15 protein-coding genes are annotated in these 16,755 nt (G+C 57.0%); 6 read left to right on the top strand and 9 right to left on the bottom strand.

From position 1 onward, the window contains the following. The 3 genes from fdnG to fdnI form a co-directional block, all read left to right on the top strand. Nucleotides 1-2,417: formate dehydrogenase-N subunit alpha (fdnG, locus tag ENTMO_RS0112725; RefSeq protein WP_010431391.1), on the top strand; the 2,417-nt coding region annotated here is incomplete at its 5' end. 11 nt (nt 2,418-2,428) lie between these two features. After that, nucleotides 2,429-3,316, top strand: coding sequence for a formate dehydrogenase subunit beta (gene fdxH, locus ENTMO_RS0112720; RefSeq protein ID WP_010431389.1), 888 nt, complete (start codon nt 2,429-2,431; stop codon nt 3,314-3,316). Continuing rightward, nucleotides 3,309-3,965, top strand: a complete 657-nt coding sequence (fdnI, locus tag ENTMO_RS0112715) for a formate dehydrogenase-N subunit gamma (protein WP_010431387.1) — start codon at nt 3,309-3,311, stop codon at nt 3,963-3,965. Before fdxH ends, fdnI begins: the two co-directional genes overlap by 8 nt. A gap of 71 nt (nt 3,966-4,036) precedes the next feature. On the opposite strand, the gene ENTMO_RS25270 is transcribed toward fdnI, so the two are convergent. Both ENTMO_RS25270 and ppk2 read right to left on the bottom strand, forming a co-directional pair. Continuing rightward, a complete protein-coding gene (locus ENTMO_RS25270; protein ID WP_010431384.1) occupies nt 4,037-4,360 on the bottom strand; it encodes a CcdB family protein in 324 nt (107 codons plus the stop codon). 290 nt (nt 4,361-4,650) lie between these two features. After that, the gene (gene ppk2, locus ENTMO_RS0112710; RefSeq protein WP_010431382.1) at nt 4,651-5,493 is read right to left on the bottom strand and encodes a polyphosphate kinase 2; all 843 of its coding nucleotides are present in this window, start codon (nt 5,491-5,493) and stop codon (nt 4,651-4,653) included. Nucleotides 5,494-5,672: 179 nt separating this feature from the next. On the opposite strand from ppk2, the gene ENTMO_RS0112705 reads away from it, so the two are divergent. Both ENTMO_RS0112705 and araJ read left to right on the top strand, forming a co-directional pair. Continuing rightward, on the top strand, nt 5,673-6,317 hold the full coding sequence (locus ENTMO_RS0112705) for a quinolone resistance pentapeptide repeat protein QnrE3 (RefSeq protein WP_010431379.1): 645 nt from the start codon (nt 5,673-5,675) through the stop codon (nt 6,315-6,317). Nucleotides 6,318-6,437: 120 nt separating this feature from the next. After that, on the top strand, nt 6,438-7,613 hold the full coding sequence (araJ, locus tag ENTMO_RS0112700; RefSeq protein WP_010431376.1) for an MFS transporter AraJ: 1,176 nt from the start codon (nt 6,438-6,440) through the stop codon (nt 7,611-7,613). A gap of 5 nt (nt 7,614-7,618) precedes the next feature. Here araJ and ENTMO_RS0112695 read toward each other — a convergent pair whose 3' ends face one another. From ENTMO_RS0112695 to ENTMO_RS0112665, 7 genes are all read right to left on the bottom strand, one after another. Further along, nucleotides 7,619-8,710 carry an alkylhydroperoxidase domain protein gene (locus ENTMO_RS0112695; protein WP_010431374.1) on the bottom strand — a complete coding sequence of 364 codons (1,092 nt, stop codon included), beginning with the start codon at nt 8,708-8,710 and terminating at the stop codon, nt 7,619-7,621. A gap of 10 nt (nt 8,711-8,720) precedes the next feature. After that, nucleotides 8,721-9,710, bottom strand: coding sequence for a putative FMN-dependent luciferase-like monooxygenase (locus tag ENTMO_RS0112690; RefSeq protein ID WP_010431371.1), 990 nt, complete (start codon nt 9,708-9,710; stop codon nt 8,721-8,723). Continuing rightward, entirely contained in the window at nt 9,707-11,314 is a 1,608-nt protein-coding gene (locus ENTMO_RS0112685; RefSeq protein WP_010431368.1) for a dipeptide ABC transporter ATP-binding protein, read from the bottom strand. The genes ENTMO_RS0112690 and ENTMO_RS0112685 overlap by 4 nt, the downstream gene beginning before the upstream one ends. Then, on the bottom strand, nt 11,311-12,162 hold the full coding sequence (locus ENTMO_RS0112680; protein WP_010431366.1) for an ABC transporter permease: 852 nt from the start codon (nt 12,160-12,162) through the stop codon (nt 11,311-11,313). Before ENTMO_RS0112680 ends, ENTMO_RS0112685 begins: the two co-directional genes overlap by 4 nt. Next, complete coding sequence (locus ENTMO_RS0112675; protein WP_010431364.1) at nt 12,159-13,103, bottom strand: ABC transporter permease; 945 nt, start codon at nt 13,101-13,103, stop codon at nt 12,159-12,161. The genes ENTMO_RS0112680 and ENTMO_RS0112675 overlap by 4 nt, the downstream gene beginning before the upstream one ends. 10 nt (nt 13,104-13,113) lie before the next feature. Then, nucleotides 13,114-14,733 carry a TIGR04028 family ABC transporter substrate-binding protein gene (locus tag ENTMO_RS0112670; protein WP_010431360.1) on the bottom strand — a complete coding sequence of 540 codons (1,620 nt, stop codon included), beginning with the start codon at nt 14,731-14,733 and terminating at the stop codon, nt 13,114-13,116. Between the two features lie 141 nt (nt 14,734-14,874). Beyond that, nucleotides 14,875-16,077: an NAD(P)/FAD-dependent oxidoreductase gene (locus ENTMO_RS0112665; RefSeq protein WP_010431356.1), complete on the bottom strand. Its 1,203-nt coding sequence runs from the start codon at nt 16,075-16,077 to the stop codon at nt 14,875-14,877. Nucleotides 16,078-16,207: 130 nt separating this feature from the next. Between ENTMO_RS0112665 and ENTMO_RS0112660 the strand changes: the two genes are divergently transcribed. Further along, nucleotides 16,208-16,714, top strand: a complete 507-nt coding sequence (locus ENTMO_RS0112660; protein WP_010431354.1) for an RrF2 family transcriptional regulator — start codon at nt 16,208-16,210, stop codon at nt 16,712-16,714. Nucleotides 16,715-16,755: the final 41 nt, after the last annotated feature.

Genomic DNA, 16,755 nt, shown 5'->3' with positions numbered 1-16,755 from the left:
GTGCGATGACCAACCACTGGGTTGATATCAAAAACGCTAACGTCGTGGTGGTGATGGGCGGTAACGCCGCTGAAGCACACCCTGTGGGTTTCCGCTGGGCGATGGAAGCAAAAAACAACAACGATGCGACGCTGATCGTCGTCGATCCGCGCTTTACGCGTACGGCATCGGTGGCCGATATCTATGCGCCGATCCGCTCCGGTACGGACATCACGTTCCTGTCCGGCGTGCTGTTGTACCTGATCGAAAATAACAAAATTAACGCGGAATACGTTAAGCACTACACCAACGCGAACCTGCTGGTGCGGGATGATTTTGCCTTTGATGACGGGCTGTTTAGCGGCTATGACGCCGAAAAACGCCAGTACGATAAATCGTCCTGGAACTATCAGTTCGATGAAAACGGCTACGCGATGCGTGATGAAACGCTAACGCACCCGCGCTGCGTGTGGAATCTGCTGAAAGAGCATGTATCCCGCTATACGCCTGACGTGGTGGAAAACATCTGCGGCACGCCAAAAGCTGATTTCCTGAAGGTGTGCGAAGTGCTGGCCTCAACCAGCGCCGCCGACAGAACCACCACGTTCCTGTACGCGCTGGGCTGGACGCAGCATACCGTTGGCGCGCAGAACATCCGCACCATGGCGATGATCCAGCTCCTGCTCGGCAACATGGGTATGGCCGGTGGCGGCGTGAACGCGCTGCGCGGTCACTCCAACATCCAGGGCCTGACCGACCTCGGCCTGCTGTCGACCAGCCTGCCAGGCTACCTGACGCTACCGTCTGAGAAGCAGGCCGATCTGCAGACCTATCTGGCGGCGAATACGCCTAAGGCGACGCTGCCGGATCAGGTGAACTACTGGAGCAATTATCCGAAGTTCTACGTCAGCCTGATGAAATCCTTCTACGGTGACGCGGCGCAGAAGGAGAACGACTGGGGCTTTGAGTGGCTGCCTAAGTGGGACCAGGCCTACGACGTCATCAAGTATTTCAACATGATGGATAAGGGCAACGTCACGGGCTATATCTGCCAGGGCTTCAACCCGGTGGCCTCCTTCCCGGACAAAAACAAAGTTGTTCGCAGCCTGAGCAAGCTGAAGTACATGGTGGTTATCGATCCGCTGGTGACCGAGACTTCCACCTTCTGGCAGAACCACGGGGAATCAAACGATGTCGATCCGGCGTCGATTCAGACCGAAGTGTTCCGCCTGCCGTCTACCTGCTTTGCAGAAGAGGATGGTTCTATTGCCAACTCCGGCCGCTGGCTGCAGTGGCACTGGAAAGGTCAGGATGCGCCCGGCGAAGCGCGTAATGACGGTGAGATCCTCGCCGGGATTTACCATCGCCTGCGCGAAATGTACCGCACTGAAGGTGGCAAAGGCGCGGAGCCACTGCTGAAGATGGGCTGGGACTACAAGCAGCCTGACCATCCTGAGTCAGAGGAAGTCGCCAAAGAGAACAACGGCGTGGCGCTGGCGGATCTCTATGACGCGAGCGGCAACCTGGTGGCGAAGAAAGGTCAACTGCTGAACAGCTTCGCACTGCTGCGCGATGACGGCACGACCGCGTCGTCCTGCTGGATCTACACCGGCAGCTGGACAGAGCAGGGTAACCAGATGGCCAACCGCGATAACGCCGACCCGTCGGGCCTCGGCAATACGCTGGGCTGGGCATGGGCGTGGCCGCTGAACCGTCGCGTGCTGTACAACCGCGCGTCTGCGGACGTAAACGGCAAGCCGTGGGATCCGAAACGTATGCTGATTCAGTGGAACGGCGCGAAGTGGGCGGGGAACGATATCCCGGACTACAACACCGCCGCGCCGGGCAGCAACACCGGGCCGTTTATCATGCAGCCGGAAGGACTGGGACGCCTGTTTGCCCTCGACAAGCTGGCGGAAGGGCCTTTCCCGGAACACTACGAGCCGATGGAAACGCCGCTGGGGACTAACCCGCTGCACCCGAACGTGATCTCCAGCCCGGTGGTGCGTATTTACGAAGAGGACGTGCTGCGCCTGGGCAAAAAGGACAAATTCCCATACGTCGGAACGACCTACCGCCTGACCGAGCATTTTCACACCTGGACCAAGCACGCGCGGCTTAACGCTATCGCGCAGCCGGAACAGTTTGTGGAAATCAGCGAAACGCTGGCGAAAGCGAAAGGCATTGCCAACGGCGATCGCGTCACGGTCAGCAGCAAGCGCGGCTTTATTCGCGCCGTTGCCGTGGTCACTCGCCGCCTGCAGTCGCTGAACGTGCACGGTCAGCAGGTTGAAACCGTGGGTATTCCGCTGCACTGGGGCTTTGAGGGCGTGGCGCAGAAAGGCTACATCGCCAACACCCTGACGCCTAACGTCGGCGATTCCAACTCGCAAACGCCGGAGTACAAGGCGTTTCTGGTCAACATCGAGAAAGCGTAAGGAGCGATTCAATGGCGATGGAAACACAAGACATTATCAAACGCTCCGCGACCAACCCGATAACGCCCGCACCTCGCGCGCGGGATTATAAGGCAGAGGTCGCCAAGCTTATCGATGTCTCCTCCTGCGTGGGCTGTAAAGCCTGCCAGGTGGCCTGTTCGGAGTGGAACGATATCCGCGATGAGGTCGGGCACTGCGTTGGCGTCTACGACAATCCGGCGGATCTGAGCGCCAAATCATGGACGGTGATGCGTTTTAGCGAAACCGACCAGAACGGCAGGCTGGAATGGCTGATCCGCAAAGACGGCTGTATGCACTGCGAAGATCCGGGCTGCCTGAAGGCGTGCCCGTCTGCCGGTGCAATTATTCAGTACGCCAACGGGATCGTCGACTTCCAGCAGGACAACTGCATCGGCTGCGGGTATTGCATTGCGGGCTGTCCGTTTAATATCCCGCGCCTCAATAAAGAGGATAACCGGGTATACAAATGCACCCTGTGCGTGGACCGCGTCAGCGTCGGGCAGGAGCCTGCCTGCGTCAAGACCTGTCCCACCGGCGCTATCCACTTCGGCACCAAGAAAGAGATGCTGGACGTGGCGCAGGAGCGGGTGGACAAGTTGAAAGCGCGCGGGTACGAGAATGCAGGCATTTATAACCCGCAGGGCGTGGGCGGTACGCACGTGATGTATGTGCTGCACCATAACGACCAGCCGGAGCTGTACCACAATCTGCCGAAAGATCCGGCGATCGATACCTCGATCAACCTGTGGAAAGGGGCTCTCAAACCGCTCTCGGCGGCGGGCTTTATCGCCACTTTTGCCGGGCTGATTTATCACTACATTGGGATCGGGCCAAACAAAGAGGTGGATGACGACGAGGAGGAGGAACACCATGAGTAAGTCGAAAATGATTGTGCGCACGAAGTTTATCGACCGCGCCTGTCACTGGACGGTGGTGATCTGCTTCTTCCTGGTGGCGGTATCCGGGATCTCGTTTTTCTTCCCGACACTGCAGTGGCTGACCGAAACCTTCGGTACGCCGCAGATGGGGCGAATTCTGCACCCATTCTTCGGCGTGCTGATTTTCGTGGTGCTGATGTTTATGTTCGTGCGTTTTGTTCATCACAACATCCCGGACAAGCAGGACATCCCATGGGTGAAAGGGATTGTTGAAGTCCTGAAAGGCAACGAGCATAAAGTCGCAAAGGTGGGCAAATACAACGCCGGGCAGAAAATGATGTTCTGGACCATCATGAGCATGATTTTTGTGCTGCTGGTGACCGGGGTGATTATCTGGCGTCCTTATTTTGCGCAGTATTTCCCGATTCAGGTGATTCGCTATGCGCTGCTCATCCACGCCACGTCGGCCATCATTCTGATCCATGCCATCCTGATCCATATGTATATGGCGTTCTGGGTGAAAGGATCGATTAAAGGGATGATTGAAGGGAAGGTGAGCCGCCGCTGGGCGCAGAAGCACCACCCGCGCTGGTATCGTGATGTGGAAAGTCTGGAAGCGAAAAAAGAGAGTACGGAAGGGATGAAGTAAGACCTGCGCCGTCGGCTTTGCCCGGCGGCGCTGCGCTTGCGCAGACAGCTCAACTGCCTGACCGGCTGGCCTCATGTGTTAGTCAATAAACGATCAATTGCCGCTATAACATCATGACGTGCGTTGCGTAAATTACAAACAAAGTCTTTAGGGTTAATTTTGTCGTTGTTAAGGTTTGTTATCATTGGTGAATAAATAAGAAACGTTTCAAAATCGATATTAATGCGGGGAGCCAGATGGCTCTGCCATAACGGTAACTTATTATTCTTCGCAAGCGGTACAATTACGCGCGTGGCAAGATCGTCATAACAATCATCCTGAATGAGCATATAGTAGGGAAGCTTTTCACGGGTTGCCGTAGATGTATTACGGTAAACATTGAATTGTCTCAGCATTAAAGCACCCTAAAAAACTCATCATCAGTAATGGTTCCCTGTTTTTCTACAAACTCATTCATTGACCGAATAAATGAACGATCTGCTTCTGATGGCTGTCGCGGGGCAACGAGGTCTGGCGGGGTGTGGCGCGACGGGGCTGTTGGTTTTATGCGTCGGGAGTGGGCGTGGTTTGCTGTGTGTTTCATCGGTATCTCCTTTGTTGGTGCGGTCATTATCAACCGCAGCCAACAAAAAACAATACCGTTTAACCTGGTAATCTCCATTCTGCGAGCCGTCTTCCAGTAATATCAGAACCGCTCCTCCACATACCTGAACGGGTATTTCGTGGGTTTTACCTTGCCAATTTTACGCTTCGGCAAGTCGACCTTTTCGACGTGAATGTCTTTATATGGGATCTGTTTAAGCAGGTGCGAAATAATATTTAGCCGCACGCGCTTTTTATCTTCTGAACGCGCCACAAACCACGGTGCCCAGGCGGTGTCGGTGGCTTTAAACATCGCGTCGCGGGCAACTGTGTATTCATCCCAAAGGTTGAAAGATTTAATGTCCATCGGGGACAGCTTCCAGAGCTTACGACCATCGTTAATGCGATCGCGCAGACGGCGCTCCTGCTCTTTGGGTGTGACTTCCAGCCAGTATTTCAGCAGGATAATTCCGGCATCCACCATCGCTTTTTCCATGACCGGCGTGCCGTCCAAAAATTTCTCCACCTGCTCCTCGGTACAGAACCCCATCACGCGCTCGACGCCCGCGCGGTTATACCAGCTGCGGTCAAAGATGACGATTTCACCGGCAGAGGGCAGATGCGGCACGTAACGCTGGAAGTAGAGCTGGCTTTTCTCTTTATCGGTGGGGGCGGGCAACGCGACAACGCGGAAGACGCGCGGGCTGACGCGCTCGGTGATTGCTTTGATGGTGCCGCCTTTACCGGCACCGTCGCGTCCTTCAAACACAATACAGACCTTTAATCCTTTGGCGACGACCCACTGCTGGAGTTTAACCAGTTCCACGTGAAGGCGACGAAGCTCTTGTTCATACTCTTTGGTCTTCAGCGCGGGTTTAACCTCCCTGTCTACGCTGGCTTTGGTCACGGTCACTGCTTTCGTTTTATTCTGTTTTGCGTTTCCCATGATAATCCTCATCTCCGAATCGGGTGATGTGCCTGGAAGGAACTAACACTTTGAAGTGTAATGCTGGCCGGCAACCTTCGCGGGAATTTTTGACATACGTGTCTGATAAGCGTGTTTCCCTTCATCAGATAACGGGTTAGAATGGTGTGAAGGACTGTATAAATAAACAGGGTGGTGCCATGGCATTGATTTTTGAAGGCGAAAAAATAGGTCGTAACCGTTTTACCGGCGAGAAAATTGAGAATGCAATCTTTCGTAACTGCGACTTTTCCGGTACGGATTTAACCAGCTCGGAGTTTATCGGCTGTCAGTTCTATGACCGGGAAAGCCAGCAGGGCGGTAACTTTAATCGGGCGCAACTTAAAGATGCTATTTTCAAAAGCTGCGATTTATCGATGGCGGATTTCAGGCATTCAAATGCATTAGGCATCGAAATCCGTGAATGCAGGGCGCAAGGGGCCGATTTCCGCGGGGCCAGTTTTATGAACATGATCACCACCCGTACCTGGTTTTGCTGTGCTTACATCACAAAAAGCAACCTGAGCTATGCCAATTTTTCGAAGGTGGTTCTGGAAAAATGCGAACTGTGGGAAAACCGCTGGAACGGCGCGCAGATACTTGGCGCTACCTTTAGCGGCTCGGATCTGTCTGGGGGCGAGTTCTCATCCTTTGACTGGCGAGCGGCCAATTTTACCCACTGCGATCTGACCAATTCAGAACTGGGTGATCTGGACGTGCGGGGTATTGATTTGCAGGGCGTCAAACTGGACAGCTATCAGGTTTCCCAGTTGATGGAGCGACTTGGCATCGTTGTTTTAGGCTAACGGTATTCACAGCCTCACCTGAATGAATGGATTAACCTGTCAGCCAACTGATTTGAACTGGCTCACCATACCAGATTGTTTGATAATGCTCGTCGCGAATAGTTAACCCGTGGTCGTGGTATGAAAAAAACAATTTTTTCGTTGGCGCTTGGTACGTTTGGTCTTGGAATGGCCGAATTCGGCGTGATGGGCGTGTTGACGGAACTGGCGAAGGACACCGGGATTTCGATTCCCTCTGCCGGGAACATGATCTCCTTTTACGCCTTCGGCGTGGTGATAGGCGCACCGATAGTGGCGCTGTTTTCCAGCCGGTTCTCTCTGAAATCAACATTATTGTTCCTGGTGGCGATGTGCGTCATCGGGAATGCCATATTCAGCCTTTCACATTCTTACGTCGGGCTGGCGACAGGCCGCTTAATTTCCGGATTCCCTCACGGCGCGATTTTCGGCGTAGGGGCGATAATCCTCTCCAAAATTGCGCCGCCGGGAAAAGTCACGGTCGCGGTGGCCGGTATGATCGCCGGAATGACCGTTGCCAATCTTGTCGGCGTACCGCTCGGGACATGGCTTGGGCATGAGTACAGCTGGCGCTATACCTTTTTCCTGATTGCTGCCTTTGATGTGCTGGTGATCCTCTCCGTGTTGCTGTGGGTGCCCACTCTGCACGATAAATCAGAGATCACATTGACCGCGCAGTTCCACTTTCTGAAGAAACCGGAGCCCTGGCTGATTTTCGCCGCCACCATGTTTGGCAACGCTGGCGTGTTCGCCTGGTTCAGCTTCGTTAAGCCGTTTATGGTCAATGTATCGGGTTTCTCCGAAGGCATGATGACCGTCATAATGATGCTGATGGGGCTCGGCATGGTGTTGGGCAATCTGCTGAGCGGAAAACTCTCCGGGCGGTTTAGCCCGTTGCGCATTGCTGCCACCACCGACATGGTCATTGTCGCCTCACTGTTGCTGCTTTTCGCCTTTGGCGAACTGAAAACGGCCTCGCTGTTGATGGGCTTTGTCTGCTGTGCAGGCCTGTTTGCACTTTCCGCACCGCTGCAAATTCTTCTGCTGCAGAATGCGAAAGGGGGTGAAATGCTCGGGGCGGCGGGCGGACAGATGGCCTTTAATCTGGGTAGCGCTGTAGGGGCATACTTTGGTGGGATGATGATTACGCGCGGCTTTAGCTGGAGCTATGTCACGCTACCGGCGGCGTTGTTGTCCTTCGCTGCGATGACCTCGCTGTTGATGTATGGCCATCTCTGCGCCAAAAAGCGTCAGGCCAACGCGCGGGCGCTGGCCTGATTTTTTTAGGGAAGCCAGGGCTCGCCCAGGGTCAACATCAGACGGTTGGCCCAGGCAAAGAACGCGGCGGATTGCAGCAGATCGAGCTGTTCAAGCGTATCCAGTCTCTGTTTTTCCAGCTCAGCCAGATGGCCCGGCGTGGCGGCCGGTGGCGTGACCGACAGCGCCGCCGCATAGTTGATTTCAGCCTGCCAGCGCGCAGACTGCCCCTCGCTCAGGGCGCGTCCCGGCCTGACGGCCAGAAGGGTTTCCACCGCGCCGTCGTCCTTTGACAGCTGGCTCGCTTTGCGCGCATGGACAGATGCGCAGTAAATGCAGCCGTTGATTTTACTGGCTACCGTCGCGGCCAGTTCGCGTTCAGCGCGCGGTAATCCTCCCGGCGTGTAAAAAATCCCTTTATCCGTTAACGTGCGCTGTTCCAGAACCGGCAGGTTGCGCCCCAGCAGGCGGAAATAGTCAGATTCCGTATGGCCAAATTTTGCGAGAATGGTCACTTCATCATCATTAAATTCTGCCAGAGGTTTAGCGGCAATCCATGGCTCCCAGCCCAGCTCTTGCTGGGTGAACGCAACGGGGGCCGCTTTACCCGTGGCAGTGGCTGCGTTGGTGTGCCATGCCCCCGCAACGACGGGCGTATCGCTGGCCGCAATGGGTTTATCATTCAGTAAACGCAGACCGGCAATGAGTCGGCTCTGGAAACTGACGAAGGCGATCAACTGAGCAAGGGCGACAATGCCGTCTTTGCTCCATCCCGCCTTTACAAGCGCCTGTAACGCACCGGGTGTGGCGTCGACAGGTGAGAAGGTGAGCAGACGGGGAAAGTTCAGCGCAGCGGTCAGGCGCCCGGAGGTCGGATCGGCCAGCCCAAATCCGGCATAGTGCGCCGCCAGCGCCTCTGAGTTGTGCCATTTTGCGACCTTCGCCGCCACGGCAAAGCGTTCATCCAGCGCAAATGCTGCATCCTGCTGGCTGAATAAAATCTCATAACTGCCCTGAGCGTGGCGTGTGGCGGCGTCCCGCGTGGCCCGCGCCTCTGCCAGCGGCGAACCGGGCACGATTTCCGCCAGTTCGGCGAGAATATCCTGACTTAAAGCCATACGTGTCTCCTCAAACAATGTGGGGGGCGATGTGTTCTGCAATCAATTCAATCGATCGTAGGGTGTCCCGGTGCGAAGGTTCTACCGAATGCACCTGGAATGAGATATCCGTGGCGCGCGCCAGGATGCCGTCCGCTTTAAGCGAGTTCAGTACCGTTTCCGGCGACCCGATATGTGCATCGAACTGTCTGCGATAATCCGTGACGGTGTCACCTGTTACCCTGTGTCCCGCCGCGCGATGCTGCTGCGCCTGTCGGGTTAGGCCCGGCGTGGCCACCTTCAGCGCATAGTCATCGCTGTCGGCGACGAACGCCGTACGTGAGGCCAGGATCCGTGGCGCGATACCGGCGGGTAGCGCGTCAAGATAGGCGTCAACAATCGGGTTTTGGATTTGGTCGAGCGTTAAATCTAACTGTTCAGCGGGGCGAGGCTGGGTACGAGACAGCATCAGCCCATGACCGGCCCGCGCGGCGCGCACGGCACCGTCGACGGAGAACGTGGCAATCCAGATACGGTCGGCCAGCTGTGGCGCAGGCGGGTAAAGGTGGTTATCCGGATGGGTCAGTGAATCCCCGCGCCACGCGCTTTGGATCGCGTGCAAATGGTCAGCGAAGACCGCGCCGCGTTCTTCAAACGTCAGGCCAAAGGGCAGAAAAGAGGTCGGCGTGCCGCCGGAACCAAAACCGACTTCAAGACGTCCATTGGCGAGTAAATCGAGCACGGCGGCATCTTCTGCGACGCGGAGCGGGTTTTCCATCGGCAGGGTAATGATGGCCGTACCCAGGCGGATGGTTTCGGTATGTGCGGCAACGTGTGCCAAAAACAGCAGCGGCGACGGCAGCCCGCCTTCGTTTTCATGAAAGTGATGCTGCGCAATCCAGGCGCTGTCAAAACCGTGGCGTTCGGCGTGGCGGATCTGTTCGGTTGCCAGTCGATATCGCTCCTTTGGCGTGGCGTCGTCAAGCAGGCGAGTGAAAAAGCCCAGGCGTTTTCGCGTCATGCGAACTCCTCCGTAGCGGGTGAAAAATGGGGAATAGCGTCGATCAGTTCGCGGGTATAGTCGTTCTGCGGGGCGTTGAACAACGTCTCAACGGCGCCATGCTCGATGACTTTACCGCCCTGCAGCACGGTGACGGTGTGGGCTATGCGGCGAACCGTTGCCAGATCGTGTGTGATAAAGAGATAGGTCAGCCCAAGCTGTTGCTGCAGCTGCTGGAGAAGCGCCAGAATTTGCGCCTGCACGGTAACGTCCAGCGCGGAAGTAGCTTCATCCAGAACGATAAGGGTCGGCTCCAGGATCAGCGCCCGGGCAATGGCCACGCGCTGGCGCTGGCCACCGGAGAGTTCCCGCGCCGTACGCCCCAGCACGTCAAGCGGCAGAGCCACCCGCTGCGCAACCGTCTCCACGCGGGTCCTACGCTCCGCTTTATTGAGACGGGCGAAATTTTTCAACGGCTCTTCAATAATCTCAAACAGCGACTGATGCGGATCGAGCGAGGCAAACGGGTTCTGGTAGACGAACTGGATCTTCTGACGCAGCTGTCGACGCGCCTCCCGGCTGAGCGTAGTGGCATCAATATCATCGATAATCACCCGCCCGCTGTCCGCCTGCTCAAACCCGAGCAAAATGCGGGCAAGGGTGGTTTTTCCCGATCCCGATTCGCCGACTAACGCGTGCGTGCTGCCGCGCGTGACGTCAAAACTGACGTCGTCCAGCGCCTGCAGCTGATGCCCTTTACCCAACGAGAACTGCTTGCTGATGGACAGCGCGCGAATGGCAGGCGAGGCCAGCGGACGTCCCGAGACCGGCGCGATAGTCAGGCGCTGCCCCTGTAAATCGCTTAACAGCTGGCGGGTATAGGCATGCTGCGGGGCGCGGGCGATATCAACGGTCGCGCCGTGCTCCTGCACTTCACCGTGGCGGAACACCAGCAGCCTGTCGGCGCGCTGTGCGGCCAGCGCCAGGTCATGTGTTACAAACAGTACGGCGGTACCGGACTCCCGGCGAAGGGCGTCCAGCAGATCCAGAATGCGCTTTTGCACCGTCACATCCAGCGCGCTGGTCGGCTCGTCGGCAACGATCACGTCCGGTCGCAGGGCAATGGCGATGGCAATCAACACGCGCTGTTTCATACCGCCGGAGAGCTGATGAGGATACTGTTTCATGCGCTGTTCGGGGTGGCTCAACCCCACTTTAGTCAGCAGGGCGAGCACCTGTTCATGACGCTGGGCGTGGGTCACTTTTTGGTGTAGTTCAATTATTTCACCCACCTGCGCACCGATGGTTTTCACCGGGTTGAGGGAATTACCCGGATCCTGCGGGACGAGGCTAATCCGCGCACCACGAAGGGTATCGAGACGTTTAGCTGACCACTGGCTTATCTCCTCGCCGTTGAGGATGATTTTGCCCGCATCACGCCGGGCGTTGTCAGCCAGCAACCCCATGATCGCCTGTGCAGTGCTCGTTTTACCGGATCCTGACTCGCCCACAAACGCCAGCATTTCCCCCCGTTTGAGGGTAAAGCTGACGTTATGCACCACCTCTTGCCACTGGCGAGCGGTGCGGTAGCTAATCGTCAAATTTTCCACTGAGAGAACGGTCATGAGCGACCTCCGCTAAACTGCTGGCTGATACGGTTGGTGGCCAGCACCACGGCGATGACCACCACGCCGGGGAAGGTGGTTAACCACCAGGCGGTTGAGAGATAGTTACGGCCTTCGGCAATCAGTAAACCCCATTCCGGAATGGGGGGCGGAGTGCCATAACCGAGGAAGCTCAGCGTGGACAGCGCCAGGATAGCCTGACCAAACTGCAGCGTGGCGAAGGCGAGGACGGCGGTTAACGAGTTGGGCAGAATGTGTCGCCACAGCACGGCGAAGAACGTTCCGCCGCTGCCGTACGCCGCTTCGACGTAATCCGTGTGACGGATGCGCACGACTTCACCGCGCGCCAGGCGGGCAAAGCTGGCAATCGAGGCGACGCCCACGGCGATGGCGGCGTTGACGGTGCCAAAACCGAGCAGGATGATCACGGTCAGGGAAAGCAGCAGGGACGGAATTGACAGCAATACGTCAACAAAACGCATCAGCAGAGATTCGACGCGCCCGGCGAACGCCCCGGCTACCACGCCCAGCCCGGTGCCGACCAGCAGCCCCATGGTGACGGCGGCCAGCGCGGCGCTCAGCGAATGCGACGAGCCGTAAACAATGCGGGCGTACACGTCGCGGCCAAGCTGATCGGTACCCAGCCAGTGATCGGCCTGCGGAGCCAGACGCTGCGCCCCGGCAATCCCTTCAATCGGGCTGTAGTGGGTAAACAGACCCGGCGCAACGGCGGCGAGCGCGGCGGCGATAATGACCGCCCAGGCCAGCCAGAGTCCCGGCTGCCACTGCAGCCCTTGCCACGTCGGGACGCGTTTGCGCGCGGCGGCAGCGTAATCGACCAGACTCATGAGGCACCTCCGGTAACAGTTTGCAGGCGTGGATCGAAGAGCGGCATCAGCAGATCCACCATCAGGTTAATCAGCACAAAACCGAGCGCAGAAATCATCACCACGGCCTGAAGCACGGCGATATCCTGGTTATTCACCGCCTGCTGGGTCAGCTGTCCCAGCCCGCTGCGGCCGAAAACCGTTTCGGTGATCAACGCCCCGGCAATCAGTTCGCCCAGCAGCAACCCGGCAATGTTCAGGACCGGCAGCAGGGCGTTACCGGTGACGTGACGCCACAGGACGGCGGTTTCGCTCAGCCCTTTGGCCCGGGCGACGGCGACAAACGGCTGCGCCGCCACCTGGTCGAGAGTGCGCATCAGAATCTGCGCCAGCGGGGCGGAGATCGGGATGGCGACGGTGACGATCGGCAGGATCAGCCCCTGCAGCGGCGTCGGGTTAATCACCGGGATCAGCCGCAGCTGAAAAGAAAAGAGCTGGATGAGAGCAATCCCCAGCCAGAACGTTGGTAATGAGATAAACAGGACCGGCAGAGACTGAAGGGTATTACTCAGCCAGCGCAGACCCGGCAGGCGGGAGGCAAAGGCCAGCGTAAACGCCAGCAGGACCGCGAGCACAAACGCGGGCAGAGCGAGGCTCAGGGTGTCCGGCAGGTTGCTGGCAATCAGCTCGCTAACCGGTACGCCAGCCTGCAAGGAGTAGCCGAAATCACCGTGCAGCATAGCCAGCAGCGTATGAAAATATTGCTGCCAGAGCGGGCTGTCCGCGCCGTACGCCACGCGCATTTCCTCGATTTGTGCAGGGCTTAGTCCCAGATCCGGGTTCTGAAATTTGATCAGCACCGCGTCACCCGGCAGTACCTGGAGCAACACGAACGAAAGGGTAAAGGCAGCCCACAATACCAGCAGGCCGTGCCCAAGACGTTGAAGAAGTGCGTGGCGCATCGTCAGCTCCTCAGTGTTTCTCAATCCACGCGCCGTAGAACGACGGGCGGCCAACCGCTTCAAAATTCACACCTTTTAACCACGGCGCACCGGCAAAGACCTGCGGCTCCTCGAAAATCGGAATGACGTAGGCGTTGTCCAGAAGATAGCGCTGGGCGTCTCCCGTCAGCTGCAGGCGTTTTTGTGGATTGACCTCAGCCGAAATGTTCACCAGCAGTTCATTCAGCTTGTCGTCACGGAAGTTTTTGACCTTGTCGCTGGAGCCGCCTTTTTGCAGCAGCGCGTCGCGGTTAGCGGGGTAGAACATGCTTTTCACCACGTCCGGATCGGCGCGGCCCACTTCGGAGACGGTCAGCGGGGTTTTCAGCGGGTCAAGGTTATCCAGCGTGCGGCTGCCTGCGTCACCGGCTTTGACGCTCAGCGCCACGCCCACCTGTCGCCACTGCTGGGCAACCAGCTGCAGCACCTCTTTGTTTTGCGGCTGCGGCAGGGATTCATATACCGTCAATGCCAGACGTTGACCGTCTTTTGCGCGGATCCCGTCGCTTCCCGCTTTCCAGCCCGCCTCGTCCAGCAGCCGGTTGGCTTTAGCCGGGTCAAAGGTCAATTTATCGCTGAGATCGACAAAGCCAGCGGCGGAATCGGCAATCACCGACTTCGCCTGTGGGTAGTTAGGCGAAAAGAGGGTCTCGACCACCTGTTTGGCATTGGTGGCATGCAGCAGTGCCTGGCGCACGCGGATATCGGAGACCAGTGGGTTATCCGGGCGGAAGCTGATGCTGTCGTTTACCCCGCGCGTAGGCGCTGCATAGATTTTATAGCCCTGATCGGTCGCCTGCTTTTCGTCATACGCCTGCACCTGGCGAATAAAGTCGGCCTGACCCGCCAGCAGAGCGCCGACGCGCACGCTGTCCTCCTGGGTGACGATAAACTTGATGCCGTCGAGATTCGCTGGCCCCTGTTGCGCCAGGTTTTTCGGTCCCCACTGGTAGTCTTTGCGGGCTTCCAGCGTCACTTCGCGCCCGAGCTTTTCGTCTTTAACCACAAACGGCCCAGAGCCAACGATGTGGCGGGCATCACCCAGCTCTTCGAAGTTGCGCTTCAGCGTGCTGAGCGAGACCAAACCTGAGCCAATGGTGGCAGTGCCCTGCAGAAACCCCGGCGATGGTTTTTTGAAGTAGAACTTCACGGTCAGCGGGTCGATGACTTCGCTACGATCGTAGTTATTGATCACTTCTGACACCGGCAGGCGCTGCGCCTTATTGCCTAAACCGTAGGTATCAAAATTTTTCGCTACGGCGCTGGCGTCCAGCGGCGTGCCGTCGGAGAAGGTGATGCCGGGCCGAAGCTTAAAGGTGTATTCGGTTTTATCGGCGTTGGTGGTCCAGCTTTCTGCCACCCAGGGTTCCACCTGCAGCGTTTTCGGGTTCTGCCACGTCAGCTTGTCGGTGATTTGGTTCAGGATGCCGCCGTTCGGGTAGAAGCCGCCGGCGGGCGGGTAGAGGTTAGTGTGCGCCTGTTGCTCCAGATAGATCAGCGTGCCGCCTTTGACGGGCGCTTCTGCTGCCCAGGCTGTTGTTGTCGCCAGAATCAGCGCCGTCAGCAGTGGCAGACGAAATGGGGTTTGCATGGTGAATTCCTTTGTTATCTTCTTGTTAGCGTCGGATTCATCATCGGGCGCTGGGGAAAACAAGGGAACAAAGGAATTAAGATAAGGATTGCCGGAAACTGAAAATAAAAACGCCCCGTTAGCGGGGCGATGGCAATGAGGCTAAACGAATTTCGCCAGCGGATCGGCGGCGGCAAATGCGACCGTTTTGTCTGCTGCTGGCGGATAAATCAGCTCGTTCGTGATGGCGATTTTGATCTTCTTCGCCTCCTCGCGGACGGATTTGACAGCCTGTTCCCAGCCCTCGGTATAGACCGCGCCCCACGCGCCTAAATCCAGGCAGGTAACATAATTCACCTGACGATAAGGATATGGCGCGATGTTTAGCAGGCTGGCTGCCGCGTTGTGTCCGGCAAATTTTCCAAGCTGGATCGCGTGCTGACAGGTCATCAGCGCAGTGTTGCCCGCATCGTCTGTTTTGGCGTGAGCCATGTCGCCCGTTGCATAAATGTCTGGATGGGCTGGAACCTGCAACGACTCGGTAACGATAAGTCGCCCCTGGTTGTCACGTTCGCCGTCAATCTGCTGGCTGAGGGAGTTGGCCTCGACACCTGCCGTCCAGACCACGGTGGAGGCGGCAATACGTTCACCATTTTTTAGGGTAACGCCGTTTGCGTCGATGGCTTCCACTTCACTGTTAAGACGCCATTCAACGCCCAGCTCGCGGCTTGCGTCTTCAATGGTTTTACGCAAGGCTTCGCTATAACGTCCACCGATAACTGCACCGCGTTCAACTACGATTATTTTAATCCTGGTATCTTCACCTAATCGAGAACGAAGCCGGGCAGGGAGTTCGGTCGCCAGCTCAATGCCGGTGAAGCCGCCGCCGCAGACCACAACGGTGTTACGTTCTGAGGAGTCAGGGCGCGCAGTCAGTGAATCCAGGTGCTGCTCAAATCTCAGCGCCGATTCCAGTTGGTCGATATCAAAGGCGTATTCGGCAAGCCCGGCAATGGAAAGCCGTTTGGTCTGGCTACCCGTTGCCAGCACTAAACGTTCGTAAGTCACCGAGGATGTTATCCCCTGATTATCCCGCCATGTTACCCTTTTTGCATCAGTATCAATATGTTCCGCACGCCCGGTAATGAATTCAATATCCAGCTCAGCGAACAGTTCGGTCAATGGCGCGACCAGCGTTGATACCTTTTCTTCATAGAAGCGTGGGCGAACGCGCAGCTCAGGAACAGGTGCCAGCACGGCAATCTTAAGATTATCTTTTCCTTCCAGCGCCGACAGGCGAGCGGCACTGACCGCCGCCCACATACCGGAAAAGCCGCTGCCCACAATTAGAATTTGCTTTTTCATACTCGATCCTTTTGATCGCCAGGCTGTGTACCTGACATAACTGCCACTATACTTGTCGGAGTTAACTGCGACAACTTCTTTCTGAGTTAAAAATCGTTATAATGGCCTGAACAGCAAACTGGGGTTAACCATGGCGTTTTACAGTTCCGGTGTGGAATACGGCATTCACAGCCTGATGTGCATGGTGGATGCGAAGGGCAATGAGCGGGAGATGAGCGTCAGGGAGATGGCTGCTCTTCAGGGCGTGCCGTACGATTATCTCGGTAAAATATTCACCCGCTTGTCGCGTGCCGGTCTGGTCATCAGTACGGAAGGCAAGGGTGGGGGCTTTCAGCTAGCGCGCCCGGCGGAGCTGATCACCGTGCTGGACGTAACGCACGCCATCGACGGCGAGAAAAATATGTTTGAGTGTAGGGAGATACGCCAGCGGCTGGTCGTGTTTGATGAAACGCCGCCTGCCTGGGTATGTGACGGTCCGTGCGGGGTACGTTCGGTGATGGACAGCGCGCAGCAGCGAATGGAAGAGGAGTTAGCGCGACATACCATCCTCGATCTGGCGCGCAAAATGTATCGAAAAGCACCGGACACGTTCCAGATTGAGGTTCAGGAGTGGATTTCGGACCGGCGTTCGTCGTAACAGTAGGCCGGGTAGGGCGAAGCCGCTACCCGGCGATACCT

Origin of the sequence: Enterobacter mori LMG 25706 (assembly GCF_000211415.1) — a bacterium.
Classification (GTDB): Bacteria; Pseudomonadota; Gammaproteobacteria; order Enterobacterales; family Enterobacteriaceae; genus Enterobacter; species Enterobacter mori.
This window is presented reverse-complemented; position numbering and strand designations above follow the sequence as displayed.

What these genes read in the sequence shown, in the direction of transcription:
- ENTMO_RS0112675 (WP_010431364.1), bottom strand. Translation starts at nt 13,103, where the DNA reads ATGCGCCACGCACTTCTTCAACGTCTTGGGCACGGCCTGCTGGTATTG.
- ENTMO_RS0112670 (WP_010431360.1), bottom strand. Translation starts at nt 14,733, where the DNA reads ATGCAAACCCCATTTCGTCTGCCACTGCTGACGGCGCTGATTCTGGCG.
- ENTMO_RS0112680 (WP_010431366.1), bottom strand. Translation starts at nt 12,162, where the DNA reads ATGAGTCTGGTCGATTACGCTGCCGCCGCGCGCAAACGCGTCCCGACG.
- ENTMO_RS0112705 (WP_010431379.1), top strand. Translation starts at nt 5,673, where the DNA reads ATGGCATTGATTTTTGAAGGCGAAAAAATAGGTCGTAACCGTTTTACC.
- ENTMO_RS0112660 (WP_010431354.1), top strand. Translation starts at nt 16,208, where the DNA reads ATGGCGTTTTACAGTTCCGGTGTGGAATACGGCATTCACAGCCTGATG.
- ENTMO_RS0112690 (WP_010431371.1), bottom strand. Translation starts at nt 9,710, where the DNA reads ATGACGCGAAAACGCCTGGGCTTTTTCACTCGCCTGCTTGACGACGCC.
- fdnI (WP_010431387.1), top strand. Translation starts at nt 3,309, where the DNA reads ATGAGTAAGTCGAAAATGATTGTGCGCACGAAGTTTATCGACCGCGCC.
- ENTMO_RS0112685 (WP_010431368.1), bottom strand. Translation starts at nt 11,314, where the DNA reads ATGACCGTTCTCTCAGTGGAAAATTTGACGATTAGCTACCGCACCGCT.
- araJ (WP_010431376.1), top strand. Translation starts at nt 6,438, where the DNA reads ATGAAAAAAACAATTTTTTCGTTGGCGCTTGGTACGTTTGGTCTTGGA.
- ENTMO_RS0112695 (WP_010431374.1), bottom strand. Translation starts at nt 8,710, where the DNA reads ATGGCTTTAAGTCAGGATATTCTCGCCGAACTGGCGGAAATCGTGCCC.
- ENTMO_RS0112665 (WP_010431356.1), bottom strand. Translation starts at nt 16,077, where the DNA reads ATGAAAAAGCAAATTCTAATTGTGGGCAGCGGCTTTTCCGGTATGTGG.
- ENTMO_RS25270 (WP_010431384.1), bottom strand. Translation starts at nt 4,360, where the DNA reads ATGCTGAGACAATTCAATGTTTACCGTAATACATCTACGGCAACCCGT.
- ppk2 (WP_010431382.1), bottom strand. Translation starts at nt 5,493, where the DNA reads ATGGGAAACGCAAAACAGAATAAAACGAAAGCAGTGACCGTGACCAAA.
- fdxH (WP_010431389.1), top strand. Translation starts at nt 2,429, where the DNA reads ATGGCGATGGAAACACAAGACATTATCAAACGCTCCGCGACCAACCCG.